Here is a 22,012-nt window from a genome sequence, read left to right as displayed (position 1 = left end):
GTGGTGAGGACACCCGGTCATGGGATAGTGGTGCCTCCCGGAGCCCTCACCCTCCGGACAACCCAGCAAGCCTCCAGGGGCCACCCGCCCCCTCACAGAATCGGGGATCCAGGTCGTGACCGACTCGCACAACTCCGGACAGCACAAGGACCGGGAAGCGGCGGCGGCCGAGGTCCGGAGAATGTGGCAGCCGACCCCCTCCTGGACCCAGCCGGACCCTAACGACACCGAGCCGGCCGAGGAGAAGGACGAGCAGCAGCCCGACGCTCTGTCCCAGGAGTTCCCAGGCGACTCCTGGTCCACACCGGCCACCGACCAGCCGGTCGACCAGCCCGCCCCGTGGACGCAGCCGCAGGCCACCCCGCCGGCGCCGTCCTGGACGCAGCCGGTCGCGGAGTCCGCCGCAGCGTCGTGGACGCAGCCGGAGGAGTTCGACGAGGAGCCCGTCGTCGAGCCGCAGGCGCCCGACGCAACCGAGCCGACGGCCGAGAGCCCGGAACAGACCCCGGCCGGCCCGAACAGCCCGGTTTTCGGCGGTTCCTCGTTCCACGGCTCAGGTTCCGGTCCGGAGCAGAGCACCCCAGGTCAGCCCCAGCCCGGCCAGGCCGGTCAACTAGGTCAGCCTGGTCAAGCGGGTCAGCCGGGTCAACCAGGGCCGCAGCGTGGTCAGGGCGGTCAGCCGCTGTCCCCGGCGGCGCAGCACTTCTTCCCGCAGGGCATCCCCGGCCAGCAGCCTCCGCAGCCGCCGCAGAACTTGTCGTTCCGCACGGACGACCTGATCCAGGCTCTGCCGTTGCCGCGCGAGGCTCCGGCCGAGCGTGGTGTCCGCAGCATGCTGAAGCTGCGTCCGGGCAGCTCCGAGCGGTCCGAGCGGATCGCGCGTGCGACTGCTGCGACGGCCTTCCGGCGTCCGGTGACGATCGTCGTGGCCAACCCGAAGGGCGGCTCCGGCAAGACGCCGACCACGCTGCTGCTGTCCGGTGCGCTCGGTCAGGCCCGTGGCGGCGGGGTCGTCGCGTGGGACAACAACGAGCTGCGCGGCAACATGCACCTGCGGACCCACGACACGAACTCCCGGTCCACCGTGACCGACATGCTGCAGGCGATGCCGATGCTGACCCAGCCGGATGCCCGGCTCGGCGACGTCGCGGCGTACCTGCGTCATCAGGTGTCCGGTCAGTACGACGTGCTGACGTCGGCGACCACGACGTACGCGCAGATCGAGGCGAACGACTTCGACCTGATCCACCGCTTGCTGAGCCGGTTCTACAAGGTGCTCGTGATCGACACCGGGAACAACGAGGGCTCCAGCAACTGGCGTGAGGCGATGAAGGCGGCCGACGCCCTCGTCATCCCGATCAAGTGGAAGAGCCTGTCCTGCGCGGCCGCCGTACAGATGCTCGAGGAGCTCGACAACCAGGGCCCCGAGGCGCAGCGGCTGATCCGCCGCGCGGTGATCGCGGTCTCGAACGGCCCCGGCGACGTCAACAAGGAGGTCGAGAAGCAGCTCCGCCCGTACTTCGAATCGCGCGCAGCCGCCGTCGTCGACATCCCGACCGATATGCACATCGCTGCCGAAGGCCCGCTCGACCACTCCGCACTGCAGCCCGCCACCCGGCGCGCTGCGCTGGACCTGGCGGCCCGGGTGTCGGAGCAGGTGACGATCGCCCTCAACGCTCCGCGCTGAGGACAGCAAGACTCAACTGGCTGAGGCGGTCCGGATCGCCGACAACGTCGTACGACGTGATCCGGTCCGCCTCGCTGGTGAAGGTGATCGCGAGCATCAGCCGCCCGCGAGGTGCCAGGACGAGTCCGACCTCGCCGTTGACCAGAGCCAGTTCGGCCAGGTCGGAACGGCGCGACAGCAGGACGGTGCCCTCTGCCACGGCCCGTGCACCGCGTAGCTCGGCGGCCATGCCGGGGGACAGCACCGCGGCGTCGACGCGGCGGACGACGTCCGGGTCCAGCACCGCCAGAATCGCGTGCAGATCACCTGCTCGGGCTGCGTCGAGGAACGCGGACACCACACGACGCTGTCGGGCCAACTCGACGGCGGGCACCGATGGCGTGCCCTGCACCTTCTGGCGCGCCCGGCTGGCCAGCTTCTTCGTCGTGACCGGGTTCCGCTCGACGATGGGCGCGATCTGCGCGAACGGTACGGCGAACATGTCGTGCAGCACGAACGCGATCCGCTCCGCCGGCTCCAGCGTGTCCAGTACGACGAGCAGCGCCCGGCTGACCGAGTCCGCGACGAGCGCCTCGTCCTCAGGCGTCCGGCGTACCGCAGGCAGTTGCTCCAGCTCGTCGGGGTCCTCCGGCGGGGCCTTGCGGCTGCGCAGCATGTCCAAGCAGATCCGTGTCACCACAGTGCGGAGCCAAGCGCCCAGATTGTCGATGCCGTCCGTGCGGTCGAGCCGGATCCACGCCTCCTGTACTGCGTCCTCAGCCTCACTGTGCGAGCCCAGCAGGCGGTACGCGACCGCCTCCAGCTTGCTGCGCTCCGCCTCGAAGGCCTCGGTCAGCTCGTCCACTTGGTCACCTTTCCGCGCTACCCGCCGTCACCCAGTCTGACGACCACGAGACGACGAAGGTGACCATGCTGTTGCATCTGGATTCCAGTGCCAATCGCTCCGACGAGTCGGTAACCAGGAGGCTGACCAGACTGTTCGCAGACCGCTGGCGGTCCGACCATGGCTCGACCGGGTACCGCTATCGCGACCTCGCCGCGGACCCGGTGCCGCCCATCGACACGGCGTACTGCCAGCTCGGTCGGCGCTCCGAGCGGGAGGGCGTCGTACCGCTGGAGCTGGTCGGAGCTCTGGTCGAGAACGCAGCCGAAGCCGCTGCCTGGGCGCTGACGGAGCCGCTGGTCAACGAGGTGCTGGCGAGCAGCACGATCCTGATCGGGGCGCCGCTGTACAACTTCTCGCTGCCCGCCGCACTCAAGGCCTGGATCGACCGCATCACCTTTCCCGGTGCGCTGGCCCTGGGCGACATCGAGGTATTAGTGATCACCAGCCGTGGCGGTGCGTACGGTCCGGGAACACCGCGGGAGGGCTGGGACTACGAGGTGCCGTACCTGCGTGCGTACTTCACCAACTACGGAGTGCGGGACGACAACATCCGGTTCATCACCGCGGAGTTCTGCCTGGCCGGGTTGGTCCCGCGCCTCGCGCACCTGCGTCGGATGGCGGAGCAGTCCCTGGCCGAGGCGATCTCAAGCATCGCGCCGGGTCAGCACGCGACTGCCGAGCGCTAGACCGCCCAAAGCCCACAGAACCAGGACGGTCGCGCTCAGAGTGGGGGAGAGCGGGTCTGTGGTGCCGGTCAGGTAGTTCTGGCCGGCACCACCAGGCAGGAGCGCTGCAATCCAGACCAGTGCGCGCAGTGAGCTCTGGCTGAGCATGAGCGGTACGACGAGGAGCAGCAGGAAGGCAACGGTCAGCGTGCCCGCCGTACTGCGAACCACCCATGCGATCCCGGCGACGAATGAGCCGGCCAAGGTCGCGTAGAAGCCGACCGACAGCAGGTCGACAACGAGCCCGCTCGCATCCCACTCAGCCCATGAGCCCGCGGCCAGACCTCCTGTCACGGAAGCGATCGCGGCCACTAATAGCCCGTAGCAGAACAGGACGGGCGCCAACACAGCTGCCTTCGCCAGCACGACATTCCGCCGTACCGGAGTCCACTGCAGGGTCGAGCGGATGCTGCCGGTGGCGTATTCGGACGTCACGCTCAGCAGCGCGAAGGCGGCCACGACCACCTGCACGATCAGAATCACCGAGGCGCCGAACTCGCCCACCGGCTGCGATTCGGCGTGTGCGCGGTGGGAGTTGTCGTAGGCGAGGCTGAACCCGTACTGCACCCCGAGCAGCGCTGTCAGTAGGACAGCCGCCGCGATGTTCAGCCAGCTCGACCGGACCGTCCACAGCTTCGTCCACTCCGACCGGACCGCGTTCATCGCCTACCTGCTTCCACGGGTTGAGGGTCTACTTGAGCTTGAGGCTTGCTCTTGCGCAGTCGGTGGCGGACCAGCTCGACCACGAGGGTGACGGCGAGCGCCAAGCCGATTCCGAGGACGACGCCCTTGAGCGGGTTGTCCTCGAAGGCCTTGCCGCCGATGAAGCCCACCAAGGTGCAGTACGCGCCCCAACTGGCCGCGGCGAGTGCTGCGAACGGCGTGAAGCTCCTCAGCGGGTAGCGCACCGAGCCCATGGTCAGCGTGACCGCGGTGCGACCGCCGGGCACGTAGCGAGCGACGACGAGGACCAGACCGCCGCGTTCCTCCAGCGAGCGCCTGGCCCACTGGATGGCCGCGTGCCGCTTCGTACCTGGCTTGACCCGGTCGAGTACCCGCCCGCCGGCACCGCGGCCGAGGGCGTACGAGACGTGGTCGCCGATGAACGCGCCGATCGCCGCGACCACAATCACGGCGTACAGGTTGGGCTTACCGGTCGACGCAGCGAACACGCCGGCCGTGACGACCAGCGTCTCGCTCGGGATCGCCGGGAAGAACCCGTCCAGGGCTGCGAAGCCCCACAGCGCCAGGTAGATCCACCACGACGACATCAGCTCGTCGGCGAAGTGCAGGATCGCCTCGCTCACGACGCCACCCCGTACTCCACGCTGTCGGCCGTGAGCTCCATGTAGGCCTCCTCGAGCGACGCCTGGTCGGTGTGCAGCTCATGCAGCCGTACGCCGAGTTCGTGCGCGAGATCACCGACCCGCTCCACGGGTACGCCAGTCACGATCAACCGGTCGTCGACGGAGTCCACACGCTCCGCCTCGGCTGTCAGCCGTTCCCGCAGTACTGCGTGGTGCCGGCGATCGGGCACGCGAACGGCGACCGTGCTGCGCGACGAGCCCGCGATCACCTCCGCGACCGGTGCGTCGGCGATCAGCCGGCCGCGCCCGATCACGACCAACTGGTCGGCGGTCAGCTGCATCTCGCTCATCAGGTGGCTGGAGACGAACACCGTCCGGCCCTCGGCTGCCAGGGAACGCATCAGCTCGCGGACCCAGCGGACGCCGTCCGGGTCGAGACCGTTGACCGGCTCGTCGAACATCAGCACCTCGGGATCCCCGAGCAGCGCGCCGGCGATCCCGAGGCGCTGGCCCATGCCGAGCGAGAACTGTCCGGCCCGCTTCCGGGTGACCGGATCCAGGCCGACGGTCGACAGCACGGCGTCGACCCGGCTGACCGGGATGCCGTTGCTGTGCGCCATCGCGATCAGGTGGTTCCGCGCGGTCCGCCGCGGGTGCAGCGCCTTGGCGTCGAGCAGGGCGCCGACCTTGCTCAGCGGCGCCGGCCAGTCGGCGTACGGGCGGCCGTCGACGAGCGCGACGCCTGCGGTCGGAGCGTCGAGGCCGAGGATCATCCGCATCGTGGTGGACTTGCCGGCGCCGTTCGGGCCGAGGAAGCCGGTCACCCGGCCGGGCGCGACGGTGAGGTCGAGCGAGTCCACGGCGCGGGTGCCGCCGTAGGTCTTGGTGAGTCCTTCAAGGGTGATCACGCTGTCGAACCTACGAATCCGGGCATCCCCGGCACATCGGACCAACGGCTGGCCCGACCCCCGACTTTCGTCAGGTACGGCGGGCCTGTGGATACGCCGTCGGGTCGGCGTCGCGATGTCGATACCATCTGTGGCGTGACCGGCAATCGGCCGGTGACGCGCAACCGAGGAGTGCACTGTGTCGGAAGTCAAGGTCCATCTGGTCGGCGTCGAGGGCGAGGCTGAGCGGAGCGTGACCGAGACGACGACGATCGGGGAGCTGTTCGCCGAGATCTTCGGTCAGGACCGCTCCGCCATCGCCGCCCGCGTCAACGGTGAGCTGCGCGACCTGTCCCGGGTCGTCGCCGACGGCGACGAGATCGAGCCGGTCAAGGCAGCCTCCGAGGACGGCCGCGCGATCATCCGGCACTCGACCGCGCACGTGCTCGCGCAGGCGGTGCAGGACCTGTTCCCGGACGCCAAGCTCGGCATCGGCCCGCCGGTGGAGAACGGGTTCTACTACGACTTCGACGTGGCGACGCCGTTCACGCCGGAAGACCTCGGCAAGCTCGAGAAGAAGATGCAGCAGATCATCAAGGAGCGGCAGCGGTTCAGCCGCCGGGTGGTCAGCGACGACGACGCGCGCACCGAGCTGGCCTCCGAGCCGTACAAGCTCGAGCTGATCGGCATCAAGGGCTCCGCGGCCGACGCCGCCGAGGGCGCGAGTGTCGAGGTCGGCGGCGGCGAGCTGACGATCTACGACAACGTCCGCCGCGACGACAGCGTCGCGTGGAAGGACCTGTGCCGCGGCCCGCACGTCCCGGCCACCGGATACCTCGGCAACTTCAAGCTGATGCGCACGGCGGCGGCCTACTGGCGGGGGAGCGAGAAGAACCCGCAGCTCCAGCGCATCTACGGCACCGCGTGGGAGTCCCGCGACGAGCTGAAGGCGTATCTGACGAGGCTGGAGGAGGCCGCCAAGCGCGACCACCGCAAGCTCGGCACCGAGCTCGACCTGTTCAGCTTCCCGGACGAGATCGGCTCAGGCCTCGCGGTCTTCCACCCCAAGGGCGGCGTGCTGCGGAAGGTGATGGAGGACTACTCCCGCCAGCGGCACGTCGAGGACGACTACGAGTTCGTCTACTCGCCGCACATCACCAAGGGTCAGCTGTTCGAGACCTCCGGCCACCTCGACTGGTACGCCGACGGCATGTATCCGCCCATGCACCTGGACGAGGAGCGCGGCGCGGACGGGCAGATCCGCAAGCAGGGCCAGGACTACTACCTGAAGCCGATGAACTGCCCGATGCACAACCTGATCTTCGCGGCCCGCGGCCGGTCGTACCGCGAGCTGCCGCTGCGGCTGTTCGAGTTCGGCACGGTCTACCGGCTGGAGAAGTCCGGTGTCGTGCACGGCATGACGCGGGCCCGCGGCTTCACGCAGGACGACGCGCACATCTACTGCACCCGTGAGCAGATGCGCGACGAGCTGCGGAACCTGCTGACGTTCGTGCTCGGCCTGCTCGCCGACTACGGCCTGGACGACTTCTACCTCGAGCTCTCGACCAAGAACCCGGACAAGTTCGTCGGCTCCGACGAGGTCTGGGAAGAGGCCACCGCGACGCTCCGGGAAGTTGCCGAGGGCTCCGGTCTCGAGCTGGTGCCGGATCCGGGCGGCGCGGCGTTCTACGGCCCGAAGATCTCGGTCCAGGCCAAGGACGCGATCGGCCGGACCTGGCAGATGTCGACGATCCAGCTGGACTTCAACCTGCCCGAGCGGTTCGAGCTCGAGTACACCGCGCCGGACGGCTCGCGGCAGCGGCCGGTGATGATCCACCGGGCGCTGTTCGGCTCGATCGAGCGGTTCGTCGCGGTGCTGACCGAGCACTACGCCGGCGCCTTCCCTCCGTGGCTCGCCCCGGTCCAGGTCATCGGCATCCCGATCACCGACGGGCATGTCGACTACCTGTTCGAGGTCGCCAAGCAGCTGAAGGCGGAGGGCATCCGGGTCGAGATCGATGCCTCCGACGACCGGATGCAGAAGAAGATCCGCAACGCGCAGAAGTCCAAGGTGCCGTACATGCTGATCGCCGGCGACGACGACATGGCGGCCGGCTCGGTCTCGTTCCGGTACCGCAACGGCGAGCAGAAGAACGGCGTACCGATCGCGGACGCGGTGGCGGAGATCGTCGAGGCCGTCAAGAAGCGCGTCCAGGTATGACACCAGACGTCCCGGACTCGCCGTACCGGCCGGAGGAGCTGGTGCGGCAGGACGGGGTCGGGGAGCCTGACGAGTTCATGCGGCTGTGGACGCCGCATCGGATGGCCTACATCGAGGGCGAGAACAAGCCGACCAGCTCCGAGGCGGGGTCGGGCTGCCCGTTCTGCCGGCTGCCGGGTCTGCCCGACACGGACGGGCTGATCGTGCACCGCGGCGACGCGGCGTACGCCGTCCTGAATCTGTATCCGTACAACCCGGGCCACCTGATGGTCGTGCCCTACCGGCACGTGGCCGACTACACCGAGCTGACCGACGCCGAAGTCACCGACATCGCCGAGCTGACCCGGCAGGCAATGCAGGCCGTCCGCACGGTGTCGGGTGCGCAAGGCTTCAACATCGGCATGAACCAGGGCGAGATCGCTGGTGCAGGCATCGCAGCGCACCTGCACCAGCACGTCGTCCCGAGATGGGCCGGCGACATGAACTTCATGCCCGTGATCGCCGGCACCAAGGTCCTCCCACAGCTCCTGGCCGACACCAGAGCCCTACTCGCCAAATCCTGGCCCTAGTCGCCTAGTCGCCTAGTCGCCGGCCAGCCGCTCGCCGCTGTAGAGCTGCCAGTGGAAGTAGACCGGGTCGCCGAAGGTTCCCGGGACCTTGCGGATCAGCTTGATCGTGGTGGCGGCACCGTTGGCGTGCCCCACCGAATACAGGTAGGCGGACTTGGTGTCCTTGTCGATGCCGAGCAGCATGACCCCGTTCCCGCACGCCGCCGCTACCAGCGATTCGAACCCTTGCCAGGTCGAGCCCCGCACCTGCTTCACGACGCCCGGGATGATCTGCCCGCCGGCCAGCGGCAAGCGCGCCGTGTAGAGCTTGCCGGACGTCAGCGTCATCAGGAACGTGTCGTACGTCGCCGTCTGGCTGATCAGCGTCATCGCCTTGACGCCCTTGTACCCGGACTGCCAGCCGGTGATCTGCCGGCTCGGTACGCCGTCCTTGTACGTGACGTTGCGGCGATAGAGCGTGCCGTCGGTGTGCAGCGAGTACTCCGTGTCGCGCTGCTTCGAGGCGGTGACGTACGTCGACCGGTCGAGACTCCGATACACCTGCCAGCCCGGTCCGACTCTGGTGACCCGCTTCTGCGAAACGGTCCCGGTGCCATCCGCCGTCAGGTAGCTGGTGTCGTACATCGTCGACCCCATGATGACCGGGCCTTGATGAGCCATCCCGCCCACCTCGGCCGGCCCGTACCGGACCGTTGCGCTGAGCCGCACCTGCCCGTCCGGATAGATGTCCTTGGCAACGATCCGGTCGTCGGCCACCGCGCCTTCGGCCTGGATCGTCTGCATCCGGTGATCCCCGCCGGCGGTCACCGAGCCGAGGTTCAGCAGGCACTCACTCGGCGTGCTGCTCGGCCGTGCTGCCGCCGTCCCTGTCCCCGTCGCCAGCGTCGCGGCGACGAGTGCTCCGGCGGAGAGAACGCCGCCGTACTTACCCCATCTGCTCATCAATTCCCCCAGTTCATTCGCCCGCCGGCGGCGGGTCGGTGTACTTGCGCCAACTGAAGTACGCCGGGTCCGTGAAGCTGCCCGGTACCTTGCCGAGTCCCTTGATCACGGTCGCCAGACCGTTGGCGTGTCCAACGGAATACAGATAACCGGCGCCGGTGTCCTTGTCGATCGCGAGGACCGTCGAGCCCTGACCGCAAGGCGCCGCGACCAGGGTCTCGAACACCTGCCAGGTCGACATCCGGATCGGCTTCACCGTCGACTGCATGATGTGCCCGCCGGCCACCGGGAACCGCGCGGTGTACAGCCGGCCGGTGCTGTGCGTCATCAGGAACGTGTCGTACGTCGCCGTCTGGCTGATCAAAGCCAGCCCCTTCACCCCGCGGAAATTCGACTGCCACCCGTCGTAGTGCCGGTACAGGTGACCGCCGGCGTCGGTCTTCACCGTCCGGCGATCCATCGTCCCGTCGTTGCGCAGCGACCACTCGGTCGTCCGGCTGCCGAAGCTCGACCGGTCGAGACTCCGGTAGTTCTGCCATCCCGGGCCGACGCGCGTGAGCACCTTCTGCGACACGGTCCCGCCGCCGACCGGCGTGCGGTACGAGAAGTCGTAGAGGACCGATCCCACGACCGTCTGACCGGTGTGCAGCTCCGACCCTTCACCCGGGCCGTACCGGACTGCCGCACTGAGAGTCGTCTGACCGTCGGCGAAGATGTCCTTCCCGACGATCTTGTCGGCCACCTTCGTCACCGGCGCCGTCGCCGAGAACGTCTGCATCCGATGATCCCCGCGGGCCGTCACCGAACCGACCGAGATCGTGCACGGCGCCTTGACCTTGCCCTGCCCCGCCGTCGCCGTAACGGCCGTGAGCAGTCCCGTGGTGAGCACTCCGGCGGCCATCAATCCGCCGTACTTCGCAAGCGTGCGCATTACCACCACCCCCTGTGATGATCGTTGGTGGTGGGACGCCGGACTGGACCGGAAAGTTCTCAGTTCCTTCTCAGCGGGAGGATCAGCGCCGGTTCAGCGGAGGAAGAGCGGCAGCATCGGATCGACGATGGTGGTCAGCGCGTCGAGGGTGACCTCGCGCGGTGGGTTCGTCAGCGCGGACACGCGAACCACGCGCCGGCCCTGCCTGAACACGAGCTCTCCCGCCTCGGGCAGGTAGTACCCAGGCTGTCCGATCGGAGCAAACCGGGGCGGCGGAACCCGCTGGGACTCCGGGATCGTCGTCTGGTCGAACGCCTCGACGATCGACACGGTCGCCTCGAACGTCCCCCAGATGCACGTCAACGCGCCGTTCACCCGATAGTCGCGTCGCAGCTGCACATGCAACTCGACGAACCGCTCCGCTTGGGGAGTCGACAGCTGACACGTCTCGTCCGACTGCCGAGCCGGACGAAGATTCTTCGGTACGGCGTCCCGCGCGGCCAGCGCGATCGCGACAGCCTTCGCCCGGTCGATCCCGTCCGCGTTGCTGCGATCGATCCCACCCACCGGGGTGATCCGCAAGGCTCGATCACCCACATGGAAGACCAACCGTGAGTCGGCGATGAACGCGTCTGGTCCGAGCTCCGGCAACGACTTGAGGGCGCCGGCACCGTCCATCAGCCGGCTGACGGTGTCGGGCTGACTCGGCAGAGCGCTCACACCGATCGTGACGGCCCGGTCCTCGAGCAGCAGCGTGCACAGGTCCATCGCCGGGAGGCCGCCGTCGTTCCAGGCGTTCGGCTTGGCAGTGACCGGGACGCGGAGCTTGGCTGTCAGCGTGCGCGTGATCGCCGTACAGACCTGTGGTCCGGGTGCTCCCGCCGTACCGTCCAGGCCCTCGGGTTGCGGGGGAGCGATGACGCTGGGGACTACAGCGGTCGGAGGAACGGCGGGCGGTCGCGAGTCGTTGGCGCGCTGGGCGACCGTACAGCCGCTGACCAGGAGCACAGCGAACATGCCGGCCAGCAGACGCATCCCACCCACCTCCTCGCGTCCAGCATCGCGCGGTTTGAGGTCTCGTGCAGGTGGAAGAGGGTGGCATGTCATCAGACAGTGATCCGTCTGGACTACGATCGCGTCGCCATGCTTAACAGATTCCGGCAGTTCTGGACCAAGGTGATCTCGCCGATCGCCACCCTCCTGCTCAAGCTCGGTGTGAGCGCCGACATGGTCACGCTGGTGGGCACCATCGGTGTGTCCGCCGGTGCCCTGATCTTCTTCCCGCGCGGCCAGCTGTGGCTGGGCGTGGTGGTAATCACCTGTTTCGTGTTCTCGGACCTGATCGACGGCCACATGGCCCGGACCTCGGGTACGTCATCCAAGTGGGGCTCGTTCCTCGACTCGACGCTGGACCGGATCGCCGACGGCGCGATCTACGGCGGCCTCGTGATGTACTACGCCAACTCGCACGAGGGCAACTCGACGCTGATGGCCGCGGTGACTCTGTGGGCGCTGGTGATGGGCGCGGTCACGTCGTACGCGCGGGCCAAGGCGGAGAGCCTCGGACTGAAGGCGAGCGGCGGCCTGGCCGAGCGCGCCGACCGGCTCGTGTTCACGCTGATCCTGGCGTTCTTCTCCGACGTGTTCAACCTGCCGATCCTGCTGGAGATCGTGATCTGGTGCGTCGCTGCCGCGAGCACGATCACCGTCGTACAGCGGTCGCTCTCGGTGCGTAAGCAGGTCCTGGCCGACCCGGCGAACGCGGGTCTGGACACCCCGCCGTCGGCGGAGCCGAAGAACGACTGACGATGGAGGGTCTCAAGCAGCGGGCGGTCGACGCGGCCTTCGCGCTCGCCTGGACCCTGGTACGACGCCTGCCCGAACGCACCGTCTCGTGGCTGTTCCACCGGGCCGCTGACCGCACGGTCCGGCGCAACGGCCGCGGCGTACGGCGTTTGCGCGGCAACCTGGCCGTCGTACGCCCGGAGGCGACCGCGGCCGAGCTGGACGCGCTCGTGCACGCCGGAATGCGTTCGTACCTGCGCTACTGGCAGGAGACGTTCCGGCTGCCGGAGTGGTCGGACGAGGAGATCGTCAACAGCGTCCGGACAGTCAACGAGAAGCTGCTCCGCGACGCGCACGCTGCCGGCCGCGGCGTGATCTGCGCGCTCCCGCACCTCGCGAACTACGACCACGCGGGCGCCTGGGCCGGCCTGACCGGGATGCCGGTCTCGACCGTGGCCGAGCGACTGAAGCCGGAGTCGTTGTTCGACCGCTTCATCGAGTACCGCAAGAAGCTCGGCATGGAGGTCCTCCCGCTGACCGGCGGTGACGACGACGTGACCGCCGTACTCGCGGACCGGCTGCGGGCCGGCGGCTTCGTCTGTCTGGTCGCGGACCGGGACCTGTCCGAGCGGGGCATCCCGGTCACGTTCTTCGGCCGCCCGTCGCGGATGCCCGTCGGCCCGGCCGCGCTGAGCCTGAAGACCGGCGCACCGCTCGTTCCGGCGACGCTGCACTACGACGGCCCGGACCTCGTCATTACGTTCCACGACGCGATCGAGCCCGACGGGGGCGCGGCCGCGATGACCCAGCGCTGCGCGGACGCGTTCGCCGTCGGCATCGCTGCTCACCCGCAGGACTGGCACATGCTGCAGAGGATTTTCCTGAACTAGCAACCGCGGGGTGAGAATCGTTGTGTGAGGATCGGCGTGGTGTGCCCGTACTCGCTGGGCACGCCCGGCGGAGTGCAGAACCATGTCCGCGATCTCGCCGAGGCGCTGCTCTCGCTCGGGCACGAGATCTCGGTCCTGGCGCCGGTCGACGACTTCGACACGGTCCCGCCGTACGTCGTCTCGTCGGGCCGCGCTGTCGGCGTGCCGTACAACGGGTCCGTCGCTCGGGTGACGTTCGGTCCGCGTACGGCGGCGCGTGTCAAGGGCTGGCTTGCGGACGGAGACTTCGACGTGGTCCATGTGCACGAGCCGACCACGCCGAGCGCGTCGATCATCGCCCTCTGGTCGGCCGAAGGCCCGTTCGTCGCCACGTTCCACACCTGGCAGGTCCGCTCGCGCGCGATGAGCGTCGCGTCGAGCCTGCTCCGCCCGGCGCTGGAGAAGATCGACGCCCGGATCGCGGTGTCCGAGAACGCCCGCTCGATGATGGTCCAGCACGTCGGCGGTGAGGCCGTCGTCATCCCGAACGGCCTGTACACAGCGCGGTTCAAGGGCAGCCCACGCCTGGAGTGGATGGGCCCGGACGGCACCATCAGCTTCCTCGGCCGCTTGGACGAGCCGCGCAAGGGCCTCGGCGTTCTGCTGGACGCCGTACCGCTGCTGCTCGCCGAACGCCCGCAATTGAAGGTGCTTGTCGCCGGATCGGGACAAGCGGACGAGGCACGCCGCTCGCTACCGCCTCGCTACCGGGAGAACGTTCTGTTTCTCGGCCCGATCGACGACGAGGCCCGCGCCGACATGCTCGCCGGCTCGGATGTGTACGTCGCTCCGCACCTCGGCGGAGAGTCCTTCGGCATCGTCCTGCTCGAGGCGATGGCCGCCGGCGCACCCGTGCTGGCGAGCGATCTGGCCGCGTTCCGCCAGGTCCTGGACGGTGGCCGGCTGGGGGAGTTGTTCGAGCCGGGCAACTCCGCCAAGCTCGCGTCGGGCATCTTGCGTCTGCTCGGTCGGCCCGACGAGCGCGAACGCCTCCGCTCCGCAGGGCTCGTCGCCGTACCGCAGTACGACTGGACGGTGCTGCTCCCGGAGCTGCTGTGCGTGTACGAGCTGGTGGCTAGGTGAGCTTCGCGGCAGTCGCGTTGATCTCGTCCAGATCTCCTGACGTCGGGTGCCAGGGGAGCTGGAGGGGGTCGTCCTTGTAGCGGGGGATGACGTGCAGATGGGTGTGGAACACCGACTGCCAGGCGTCGGCGCCGATGCAGCTGAGCAGGTTGGCGCCGTCGGCGTCGAGACGCTCGATCACCCGGCCGACCAGCGACTGGGCGAGCAGGGTCGCGGCCGTCAGGTCCTCGGCGGAGGCCTCACGAAGGTCGGTGGAGTGCGTCCGGGGGATCACCAGCAGGTGCCCGCGGGTCGCCGGGTTGATGTCCATGAACGCGATCGCGCGGTCGTCGGACGCCACCTGGGTCGACGGGATGGTTCCGGCCACGATCCCGCAGAAGATGCAGTTCTCGCTCATCGGCACAGGCTATACACTGCGCGAGCATCACATGGTGCGGAGCCTGTCCACCCGAGGAGCCCGATGCCGGACGAACTTCTGCGCCCGACGATCGGCGCGGGTGTGGACATATCCGTGCGCCCGTGGCGGCTGATGTCCCAGGCGTACGTCGCCTTCTTCGGCGGCGTGATCGCGTCGACGGCCGTTGCCTTCCTCAACTCGCGCCGGCTCGGTGTCGACGCGGCCAAGCGCCGGCTGATCCTGCTGACCGGAATTGTCGGCCTGATTGCCGTTGTCGCCCTGTTCGTGCTGCTCGACGGCGAGAGTCTGCAGGTCAGCTCCCGTGTGGTGGCCGTGCTGTGCTTCCTGCTCCAGCTCCGGCTGCAGCGCCCGATGGACCGCGCCTTCCAGCTTCGCGGCACGGACTACGGATCGCTCTGGGTCATAGGGATCGGGCTCACGATCGGCGGGGCTGTGACGGAGGCGCTGATCCTCCTCCTGGTGACGGTGATCCGGTGAACGAACCGGGCGAAGCGCGTCTGCAGATGGCGGCGCATTGGCTGCGGATCGGCCACCCGCAGCGCACTCTGGACGAGCTCCAGGGACTGACCGGCGAGACCGCCCTCGACTACCGCGCGTATCTGTTCCGCGGCGCCGCTCTGCACTCACTCGACCGGAATGCCGAGGCAGTCGACGTACTGCGTGACGGCCTTGCCCAGCACGGCCCGTTCCCGGCGTTGCTCCATGTGCTCGGCTCGGCGCTGCGCTCCGAGGGACGCCTGCCCGAGGCCGAGGCCGCGTTCCTCCAGGGTCTGAGCCTCGACCCGAACGACCCCGATCTCCTGCTCGGCTACGCGCGCGTCTGCCTGACCGCCGGCCAGGCAGACAAGGCGGGCGCACTGGTCGAGCGCGCCGCGTCCCATGCGCCCGAGAGCGCGGCCGTCTCGGCGGCTCGCGCGCAGGTGGCGTTCGCGCTCGGCAAGGACCGCGACATGCACCGCCACAGCACCGAGGCGCTGGCGCACGATCCGGAGGACCCGAACGCGCGAGCCCTGCACGGTACGGCGTCCATGCTCACCGGCGACTCGCGCTCCGGCTACACCTCACTCGCGTCCGCGGCCGCGTCCCAACCCGGTGACGCGGACCTGCGCGCGGCGGCCCGCCAGGCGAAGCTGATCAACCATCCGCTGATGCTTCCGCTGCGCCCGTTCTCCCGGGTGAATCCGCTGATCGTTTGGATCTGTGTCGTCGCGGTGATCTACGGCCTCCGTGCAGTCGGTCTCGCGCCGTTGTCCTTCGCGTTCGCCATGATCTGGTTGGCGTTCTGCGTGTACTCGTGGGTGGTCCCACCGCTGGTCCGCCGCTGGCTCAACAGGAGATGGGGCTCATGAGCAACGACCGGATCACCGCACTGCGCAAGGCTGTCGAGGCCAGCCCGGATGACGTGATGCTGCGGCTGCTCCTCGCCGAGTCGCTGGCCACGGCCGGTGAGAACGAGGAGGCCCTCGACCAGTACGTCGTACTGCTCGACCAGCAAGGGCTTCCGGACGACCAGTTCGTACCGGTGGGTGAGCTGGCTGCGGCGAACGGGCGGCTGGTCCTGCTGCGGAACCTACTCGAGGCGGCGCGGCAGCAAGGTGTCGTGGAGGGGACGGGTCGGCTGCAGCAGCTCGTCGACGGGATGATCGCGGAGCGCAGCGGCGTACGGATCAGGGTCGGTCCGGAGGAGGACCAGGATCCTTTGACCGCCGACGCGGTCAAGGAGACGACGACTTTCGACCAGGTCGGCGGGATGGACGAGATCAAGCGGGTAATCCACCGGATGGTGATCCTCCCGCTCAGCCGGCCGGAGCTGTACGAGAAGTATGGACGCAAGTCCGGCGGCGGTGTGATGCTCTACGGCCCGCCCGGTTGCGGCAAGACGCTGCTTGCCCGGGCGACGGCGGGGGAGTGCGGTCTGCCGTTCATCAACGTCCGGATCGAGGACGTGATGGACCCGTACCTCGGGGTGTCGGAGCGCAATCTGCACGCTGCGTTCGAGCGCGCCCGCGCCAACGGTCCGTGCGTACTGTTCCTCGACGAGCTGGACGCACTGGCGTTCGCGCGGCACAAGCACGGCGGGTCCGAGGCGCGGCGGCTGGTCGACGTACTGCTGCAGGAGCTCGACGCGATCGGCTCCGAGAACGACGGGCTGCTCGTGCTGGCCGCGACCAACGCGCCGTGGGACGTGGACGAGGCGATGCTCCGGCCGGGCCGGTTCGACCGGGTGATCTTTGTGCCGCCGCCGGACGAGCCGGCTCGCGCGGACATCTTGACCGTGCTGACGAAGGACGTGCCGGCCGACGGCCTCGACCTGAAGGCACTCGCCGCGCAGACACCGATGTTCAGCGGCGCGGACCTGCGCGCGTTGATCGAGCGCGGCGTGGACAAGGTCATCGACGAAGCGCTCACCAGCGGTGGCGAGCCGCCGCTGGACATGCGTCATCTCACCGAGGCGCTGGCCGCGGTGAAGCCGTCGACACTCGACTGGCTGCACCGCGTCCGCTCGTACATCGAGTTCGCCAACCAGAGCGAGCGCTACGACGATGTGGCGGCGTACCTCAAATCCCGCGACGTACGCCGCCGCCTCAAGCCCTAGCCACAAGGGTAGTCATGCTGCGCCCAGGCGTCAGCATGTGTTGCACGGGGCGGGATTCTTCTGCAGCTCGACAGGACATATACGCCCACTATCGGCCTGGGCCCGCTCAGGCACACCTGAAACCAGGCCCGACCGACCGACACGTCCTGTCGAGCGTGCACACCCGGCACCCACCACGCCCGGCTGGCAACGAGCCGGCCTGTTTCACCCGAACGGCCTGGGTTGACCCCTGAAATGGCCGGTTGACCCCTGGCATACGGGGTAGAGAACCGGCCATCTCAGGGGTTGACCCCTGAGACGGCCAGCCGACAAAGCGGTCCGGGGCAGTTGAGTCATGAACCGAACCTACTTGGCGCGGCATCTGTCATTTCAGTTTGGATGCGGCGGACTCCGGCATCGGCTCGTAGCGGGAGAACTGACGGCTGAACGTAGCCGCGCCGTGGGACAAGGACCGGAGATCGATCGTGTAGCGAGTGATCTCCACCTGCGGTACTTCGGCCTTGACCAGCGTCCTGTCGTCGCCGACCTTGTCCGTGCCGAGCAGCCGTCCGCGCCGCCCGGACAGGTCGCTCATCACGGCGCCGACCAGGTCGTCCGGAACGAGCACCGAGACTAGATCGACCGGCTCGAGCAGGCTGACGTGTGTAGCGGCCGCCGCCTCGCGCAGTGCGAGCCCGCCGGCCATCTGGAACGCCATGTCCGACGAGTCGACGCTGTGCGCCTTCCCGTCCAGCAGCGTGACCCGGATGTTCACCATCGGGTACCCGGCCGACACGCCCTTCTCCATCTGGGCCCGCACGCCCTTCTCGACGCTCGGGATGAACTGCCGCGGCACCGCCCCACCGACCACCTTGTCGACGAACTCGAAGTCAGATCCCTGCGGCAGCGGCTCCACTTCGATGTCGCAGACGGCGTACTGACCGTGGCCGCCGGACTGCTTCACATGCCGCCCGTGGCCCTTCGCCTTGCCGCCGAACGTCTCCCGCAACGGCACCCGCAATTCCACGGTGTCGACGGTCACGCCGTACCGGCTGGACAGCGCGTCGAGCACGACGTCGGAGTGCGCCTCGCCCATGCACCACAGCACGATCTGGTGGGTCTCCGGGTTCTGCTCGATCCGCAGTGTCGGATCCTCGGCCGCGAGTCGCTGCAACCCGACGCCGAGCTTGTCCTCGTCGGTCTTGGCATGTGCCTGGACAGCGATCGGCAGCAACGGCTCGGGCATGTTCCACGGCTTCAGCAGCAGCGGGTCCGCCTTGTCGGAGAGCGTGTCACCGGTCTCCGCCCGGGTCAGCCGGCCGATAGCGCACATGTCACCGGCGACCACCGTGCCGGCCGGGCGCTGGGTCTTGCCGAGCGGGAACGACAGCGCGCCGATCCGCTCGTCCTCGTCGTGGTCCTCGTGCGAGTTGTGCTCACCGAAGAACGACGTGAAATGGCCCGACACGTGAACCGTCGTGTCGGGCCTGATGGTGCCGGAGAACACCCGCACCAGGCTCACCCTGCCGACGTAGGGGTCCGACGTCGTCTTCACCACCTCGGCGAGCAGCGGGCCGTCCGGGTCGCAGGCCAGCCCCTTGCGGGCGACGCCGTGCGGGTTGAAGACCTCCGGGATCGTGTGCTCGGGCGGCGACGGGAAACCGCTCGTGATCACCTCGAGCAGCTCGAACGTGCCGACGCCGGAAGCGCTGCAGACCGGGATGACCGGGAAGAACGAGCCGCGGGCGACCGCCCGCTCGAGGTCCTCGATCAGCACCTTCTGGTCGATCTCCTCACCGCCGAGGTACCGGTCCATCAGCGATTCGTCCTCGGACTCCTCGATGATCCCCTCGATCAGCGTGCCGCGCAGTTCCTCGATCTCGTCGGCGTACGCCGCGTCCGGAGCGGAAGTCGAACGTTTGCCTTCGGAGTAGCCGTAGTACGTCTGGGAGAGCAGCCCGATCAGCCCGTCACCAGCGGGCAGGTAGAGCGGGAGGACCTTGTCGCCGAACGCGGCCTGCGCGGTGGCGAGCGCGTTCTGGTAGTTGGCCCGGGCGTGGTCGAGCTTGGTGACCACGACCGCCCGCGGCATCCCGACCTGGGCGCACTCCTGCCAGGCCGCCTTGGTCGGCTCGTCGACGCCTTCATTGGCCGAGACAACGAACAGCGCGCAGTCCGCGGCACGGAGGCCGGCGCGCAGTTCGCCGACGAAATCGGCGTACCCCGGCGTGTCGATCAGGTTCACCTTGACGCCGTCGTGCGGCAGCGAGGCGAGCGACAGGCCCACCGAGCGCTGCTGCCGGAGCTCGGCGTCGTCGAAGTCGCACACGGTGGTTCCGTCCAGGACGGTGCCGGGTCTGTTCAGGACTCCGGAGGCCACCAGCAGGGCCTCGACGAGGGTGGTCTTGCCGGAGCCCGACGGGCCGACCAGGACCACATTGCGGATGGCGGCCGGGCTGTCCACAGCGGGCGCGGCTCCGGTGCCTTGGGAAGCATTCGTCTTGTCTGCCATGACGTTCCTCCTGGTCCACCCACGATTCCCCTAACGGACACTTCGCACAAGAGTCTTCAGGTCGCGGATTCGTGTCCGCCTCCCACCGCCGGACCCTCGCGCTCTGTAATGTCGCCGCCATGCGTAGGGCACTCGGGGTCGTCATCGCCATGCTGGTCGCCGTCCTGGCACTGGCCGGATTCGCCGTTCCTGCCTCGGCGGACGCGGGTGACGAGATCAGGAACTTCAAGATCGACTACACCGTCACGGCTGACGGCGTTCTGCAGGTGAAGGAGACGATCGACTACGTCTTCGGGAGCACCGGCCGGCACGGCATCTACCGGGACCTGGTGACCCGGGAGCCGTACAAGGACGACGATTCGAAGGACCAGGAGTACCAGGTCTCGAACATCAAGGTCTCCTCGCCCACTCCGAACGTCTCGGCGGAGTTCACCACCGAGACGTTCAAGGAGAACAACCAGCGCAACGAGAACACGCAGATCAAGATCGGCTCGGCGAACAGCACGGTCCCCGGCAACGAGGCGACCTACCTGATCTCGTACGACGTCCGCGGCGCGCTGCGGCACTTCGCCGACCACAGCGAGCTGTACTGGGACGCGACCGGTAGCGCCTGGTCCGCAGTGATCGACCAGGTGACGGTCCACGCCACGGTCCCTCAGGGCGTGACCCGGGTCGACTGCTTCGCCGGTGAGGCCGGGTCGACGCAGACGTGCCCGCAGAAATCGGTCGTCGGCCAGCAGGGCGTGTTCGGCGCGTCCCAGCTCGAGCGCGGACAGCAGCTCACGATCGTCGCCGGCATCACCGCGGGCGCCGTACAGAACGACACCCCGATCCTGGCCGACCCGCCGAACTGGCTCGAGCGCAACGGGCTGTCCTGGCTCTCGCTCATCGGCGCCGGCCTGGTCACCGCGATCTCGATCGTCCTCGCCGCCGTCTACGCCAAGTTCGGCAACAAGGACCAGCGGTACGCCGGGATGCCGCCGGGGACGTTCCCGCCGGACGGGGTCGTGGCCGAGCCGGTGAAGGACGACCTGAGCAAGGACCAGATCCCGGTCGCGTTCTCGGCGCCTCGGATCCCGGTCGCCGAGGGCGGACTGCTGATCGACGCCAAGGCCACGACGGTGGAGACGGCGGCGACGCTGATCGACATGGCGGTGCGCGGCGGCGTACGGATCGACAACACCGGTGAATCGCAGAAGGCCGTCCTGCTGAACCCGGCCGTCGCGACCGCACCGCACGAGCAGGCGCTGATGTCGGGGCTGTTCCCGACGCTGCAGCCGGGCTCGGAGGTGCTGCTCAAGCGCGGTGCGGTCGGCGACAACACGATGCGGACCGCGCACACGTCGATGATCACGGCGCTGCGGGAGCAGGTGAAGCAGCGCGGCTGGTACCTGCGGATGCCGCGTGCGGGTGGCGGGTCGCCGTTCAAGAGCGGCTTCGGTTGTGCGTGTATGGCGATGATCGGGCTCTGGGTGGTCGGCGCGGGCTTCGCCGGGACGATCACCGCGGCGGCGACCGGTGGCGCGGGCCGGGCGGTGGTGATCGCGGTCCCGGTGATCGCGGTGATCGTTGCCATCGGCATCTGGATCGGGATCCGTGGCCGCGGGCAACGGAACCCGGCCGGCCGGGCAGTGACCGATCAGCTGGTCGGCTTCGAGAAGTACCTGGCTACCGCCGAGGCGGACCAGCTGCGGTTCGAGGAGGGCGAGGACATCTTCTCGAAGTACTTGCCCTGGGCCATCGCGTTCGGGATCGCGGACCGGTGGCAGAGGGTGTGCGAGCAGCTCGTCGCCGCGGGACGCATCACACCTGATCCGGTCTGGTATTACGGACCGTCGTACTACACGTCCGGCTGGACCGCGGGTGCGGTGAGTGCGACCGTTGCCAGCACGTTCGACCCGCCGCCTACCCCGTCCAGCTCGGGCGGGGGTGGCGGCAGCTCGTCAGGCTTCAGCGGGGGGTCCTCCGGCGGTGGTGGCGGCGGCGGAGGCGGCGGCAGCTGGTAAGGCTCGGTCGCCGGGTCAGACCGTTCCGCCGGCGGCCGGGGGAGCTGTCGGGTCCGTGGCGGTGGCGCCGACGACCTCGCGGGCGAGGAAGTCCTCGAGGTGGAAGAGGTTGTCGCCGGCGCGGTTGGCCACGTTCACGAGGGTCTTCATCGCGGCGACCTCCTCGACCTGCTCCTTGAGGAACCACTGCATGAATTGCTCGCCGATGTAGTCGCTCTCGTCCCGCGCGGTCCGGGCCAGCGTCTCGATCTGCTTGGTGACGGTGATCTCCTGCGCCAGCGCGAGCTCGAGCGGCTCGAGCGCGGTCTTGAAGTCGGACTCGACCTCGCCGACCGACGGGATCTGCGGCCGGATGTCCTTGTCCAGCAGGTATTGCACCATCATCATCGCGTGATTGCGCTCTTCCAGGGACTGCTTGTAGAAGTGCGAAGCCAGCTGGGGCAGATCCTGGTCGTCGTACCAGACAGCGACTGCCACATACTGCTGTGACGCCGTGAATTCGTTACGGATCTGCTCCTGCAGAAGTTTTTCGTACGTGCTCATGGCGTC

The 22,012-nt window shown here is 68.5% G+C and carries 21 protein-coding genes; 11 read left to right on the top strand and 10 right to left on the bottom strand.

The features are described 5' to 3' along the window. Positions 1-115 precede the first annotated feature (115 nt). A complete protein-coding gene (locus EV645_RS00190; RefSeq protein WP_130438445.1) occupies positions 116-1,687 on the top strand; it encodes an AAA family ATPase in 1,572 nt (523 codons plus the stop codon). Here the strand turns inward: EV645_RS00190 and EV645_RS00185 are convergent. Then, the gene (locus EV645_RS00185) at positions 1,671-2,531 is read right to left on the bottom strand and encodes a sigma-70 family RNA polymerase sigma factor (protein ID WP_130438443.1); all 861 of its coding nucleotides are present in this window, start codon (positions 2,529-2,531) and stop codon (positions 1,671-1,673) included. The genes EV645_RS00190 and EV645_RS00185 overlap by 17 nt on opposite strands. A gap of 65 nt (positions 2,532-2,596) precedes the next feature. On the opposite strand from EV645_RS00185, the gene EV645_RS00180 reads away from it, so the two are divergent. Further along, positions 2,597-3,259, top strand: coding sequence for an FMN-dependent NADH-azoreductase (locus tag EV645_RS00180; RefSeq protein WP_198681386.1), 663 nt, complete (start codon positions 2,597-2,599; stop codon positions 3,257-3,259). Here the strand turns inward: EV645_RS00180 and EV645_RS00175 are convergent. Genes EV645_RS00175 through EV645_RS00165 form a run of 3 tightly spaced genes read right to left on the bottom strand, consistent with a single transcriptional unit; the run spans position 3,218 to position 5,513 of the window. Further along, positions 3,218-3,961, bottom strand: a complete 744-nt coding sequence (locus EV645_RS00175) for an ABC transporter permease (RefSeq protein WP_130438439.1) — start codon at positions 3,959-3,961, stop codon at positions 3,218-3,220. The genes EV645_RS00180 and EV645_RS00175 overlap by 42 nt on opposite strands. Then, on the bottom strand, positions 3,958-4,605 hold the full coding sequence (locus EV645_RS00170; protein WP_130438437.1) for a DedA family protein: 648 nt from the start codon (positions 4,603-4,605) through the stop codon (positions 3,958-3,960). Before EV645_RS00170 ends, EV645_RS00175 begins: the two co-directional genes overlap by 4 nt. Beyond that, on the bottom strand, positions 4,602-5,513 hold the full coding sequence (locus EV645_RS00165; RefSeq protein ID WP_130438435.1) for an ATP-binding cassette domain-containing protein: 912 nt from the start codon (positions 5,511-5,513) through the stop codon (positions 4,602-4,604). The genes EV645_RS00170 and EV645_RS00165 overlap by 4 nt, the downstream gene beginning before the upstream one ends. A gap of 178 nt (positions 5,514-5,691) precedes the next feature. On the opposite strand from EV645_RS00165, the gene thrS reads away from it, so the two are divergent. Next, entirely contained in the window at positions 5,692-7,713 is a 2,022-nt protein-coding gene (thrS, locus tag EV645_RS00160; protein ID WP_130438433.1) for a threonine--tRNA ligase, read from the top strand. Next, positions 7,710-8,282, top strand: coding sequence for an HIT family protein (locus tag EV645_RS00155; protein WP_130438431.1), 573 nt, complete (start codon positions 7,710-7,712; stop codon positions 8,280-8,282). The genes thrS and EV645_RS00155 overlap by 4 nt, the downstream gene beginning before the upstream one ends. Positions 8,283-8,294: 12 nt before the next feature. Here EV645_RS00155 and EV645_RS00150 read toward each other — a convergent pair whose 3' ends face one another. From EV645_RS00150 to EV645_RS00140, 3 genes are all read right to left on the bottom strand, one after another. Further along, positions 8,295-9,224, bottom strand: a complete 930-nt coding sequence (locus EV645_RS00150; RefSeq protein WP_130438429.1) for a hypothetical protein — start codon at positions 9,222-9,224, stop codon at positions 8,295-8,297. 13 nt (positions 9,225-9,237) lie between these two features. Further along, entirely contained in the window at positions 9,238-10,155 is a 918-nt protein-coding gene (locus tag EV645_RS00145; protein ID WP_130438427.1) for a hypothetical protein, read from the bottom strand. 93 nt (positions 10,156-10,248) lie between these two features. Beyond that, on the bottom strand, positions 10,249-11,190 hold the full coding sequence (locus tag EV645_RS00140) for a flagellar basal body L-ring protein FlgH (RefSeq protein WP_242000109.1): 942 nt from the start codon (positions 11,188-11,190) through the stop codon (positions 10,249-10,251). 108 nt (positions 11,191-11,298) lie between these two features. Here EV645_RS00140 and pgsA point away from each other — a divergent pair, with 108 nt between their 5' ends. Genes pgsA through EV645_RS00125 form a run of 3 tightly spaced genes read left to right on the top strand, consistent with a single transcriptional unit; the run spans position 11,299 to position 13,952 of the window. Further along, entirely contained in the window at positions 11,299-11,961 is a 663-nt protein-coding gene (gene pgsA / locus EV645_RS00135) for a phosphatidylinositol phosphate synthase (protein ID WP_130438425.1), read from the top strand. 2 nt (positions 11,962-11,963) lie between these two features. Then, entirely contained in the window at positions 11,964-12,830 is an 867-nt protein-coding gene (locus tag EV645_RS00130) for a phosphatidylinositol mannoside acyltransferase (RefSeq protein ID WP_130438423.1), read from the top strand. A 24-nt stretch (positions 12,831-12,854) separates the two neighbouring features. Further along, on the top strand, positions 12,855-13,952 hold the full coding sequence (locus tag EV645_RS00125; RefSeq protein ID WP_130438421.1) for a glycosyltransferase family 4 protein: 1,098 nt from the start codon (positions 12,855-12,857) through the stop codon (positions 13,950-13,952). Here EV645_RS00125 and EV645_RS00120 read toward each other — a convergent pair. Continuing rightward, entirely contained in the window at positions 13,945-14,349 is a 405-nt protein-coding gene (locus tag EV645_RS00120) for an HIT family protein (RefSeq protein WP_130438419.1), read from the bottom strand. The genes EV645_RS00125 and EV645_RS00120 overlap by 8 nt on opposite strands. A gap of 63 nt (positions 14,350-14,412) precedes the next feature. On the opposite strand from EV645_RS00120, the gene EV645_RS00115 reads away from it, so the two are divergent. The 3 genes from EV645_RS00115 to EV645_RS00105 are packed head-to-tail and all read left to right on the top strand — an operon-like array spanning position 14,413 to position 16,966. Then, complete coding sequence (locus EV645_RS00115) at positions 14,413-14,847, top strand: hypothetical protein (protein ID WP_198681385.1); 435 nt, start codon at positions 14,413-14,415, stop codon at positions 14,845-14,847. Next, positions 14,844-15,719, top strand: coding sequence for a tetratricopeptide repeat protein (locus tag EV645_RS00110; protein ID WP_130438417.1), 876 nt, complete (start codon positions 14,844-14,846; stop codon positions 15,717-15,719). Before EV645_RS00115 ends, EV645_RS00110 begins: the two co-directional genes overlap by 4 nt. Further along, a complete protein-coding gene (locus tag EV645_RS00105; RefSeq protein ID WP_130438415.1) occupies positions 15,716-16,966 on the top strand; it encodes a tetratricopeptide repeat protein in 1,251 nt (416 codons plus the stop codon). Before EV645_RS00110 ends, EV645_RS00105 begins: the two co-directional genes overlap by 4 nt. Before the next feature lie 364 nt (positions 16,967-17,330). Here EV645_RS00105 and EV645_RS00100 read toward each other — a convergent pair whose 3' ends face one another. After that, on the bottom strand, positions 17,331-19,457 hold the full coding sequence (locus EV645_RS00100; protein ID WP_130438413.1) for an elongation factor G-like protein EF-G2: 2,127 nt from the start codon (positions 19,455-19,457) through the stop codon (positions 17,331-17,333). A 119-nt stretch (positions 19,458-19,576) separates the two neighbouring features. Here EV645_RS00100 and EV645_RS00095 point away from each other — a divergent pair, with 119 nt between their 5' ends. After that, on the top strand, positions 19,577-21,463 hold the full coding sequence (locus EV645_RS00095) for a DUF2207 domain-containing protein (RefSeq protein WP_130438411.1): 1,887 nt from the start codon (positions 19,577-19,579) through the stop codon (positions 21,461-21,463). A 15-nt stretch (positions 21,464-21,478) separates the two neighbouring features. Here EV645_RS00095 and EV645_RS00090 read toward each other — a convergent pair whose 3' ends face one another. Beyond that, positions 21,479-22,006 (bottom strand): ferritin, encoded by a 528-nt coding sequence (locus EV645_RS00090; protein WP_130438409.1) that lies wholly within the window; start codon positions 22,004-22,006, stop codon positions 21,479-21,481. Between the last annotated feature and the right edge of the window lie 6 nt (positions 22,007-22,012).

Source organism: Kribbella rubisoli (assembly GCF_004217145.1).
Classification (GTDB): domain Bacteria; phylum Actinomycetota; class Actinomycetes; order Propionibacteriales; family Kribbellaceae; genus Kribbella; species Kribbella rubisoli.
Note: the sequence above shows the minus strand (reverse complement) of the source record. Positions and strands in the feature narration are given on the sequence as shown.

Excerpts from the sequence above, each read along its gene's own strand:
- EV645_RS00180 (WP_198681386.1), top strand. The coding sequence starts at position 2,597 with ATGCTGTTGCATCTGGATTCCAGTGCCAATCGCTCCGACGAGTCGGTA.
- EV645_RS00175 (WP_130438439.1), bottom strand. The coding sequence starts at position 3,961 with ATGAACGCGGTCCGGTCGGAGTGGACGAAGCTGTGGACGGTCCGGTCG.
- EV645_RS00155 (WP_130438431.1), top strand. The coding sequence starts at position 7,710 with ATGACACCAGACGTCCCGGACTCGCCGTACCGGCCGGAGGAGCTGGTG.
- EV645_RS00150 (WP_130438429.1), bottom strand. The coding sequence starts at position 9,224 with ATGAGCAGATGGGGTAAGTACGGCGGCGTTCTCTCCGCCGGAGCACTC.
- EV645_RS00145 (WP_130438427.1), bottom strand. The coding sequence starts at position 10,155 with ATGCGCACGCTTGCGAAGTACGGCGGATTGATGGCCGCCGGAGTGCTC.
- EV645_RS00140 (WP_242000109.1), bottom strand. The coding sequence starts at position 11,190 with ATGCGTCTGCTGGCCGGCATGTTCGCTGTGCTCCTGGTCAGCGGCTGT.
- pgsA (WP_130438425.1), top strand. The coding sequence starts at position 11,299 with ATGCTTAACAGATTCCGGCAGTTCTGGACCAAGGTGATCTCGCCGATC.
- EV645_RS00130 (WP_130438423.1), top strand. The coding sequence starts at position 11,964 with ATGGAGGGTCTCAAGCAGCGGGCGGTCGACGCGGCCTTCGCGCTCGCC.
- EV645_RS00120 (WP_130438419.1), bottom strand. The coding sequence starts at position 14,349 with ATGAGCGAGAACTGCATCTTCTGCGGGATCGTGGCCGGAACCATCCCG.
- EV645_RS00115 (WP_198681385.1), top strand. The coding sequence starts at position 14,413 with ATGCCGGACGAACTTCTGCGCCCGACGATCGGCGCGGGTGTGGACATA.
- EV645_RS00105 (WP_130438415.1), top strand. The coding sequence starts at position 15,716 with ATGAGCAACGACCGGATCACCGCACTGCGCAAGGCTGTCGAGGCCAGC.
- EV645_RS00100 (WP_130438413.1), bottom strand. The coding sequence starts at position 19,457 with ATGGCAGACAAGACGAATGCTTCCCAAGGCACCGGAGCCGCGCCCGCT.
- EV645_RS00095 (WP_130438411.1), top strand. The coding sequence starts at position 19,577 with ATGCGTAGGGCACTCGGGGTCGTCATCGCCATGCTGGTCGCCGTCCTG.
- EV645_RS00090 (WP_130438409.1), bottom strand. The coding sequence starts at position 22,006 with ATGAGCACGTACGAAAAACTTCTGCAGGAGCAGATCCGTAACGAATTC.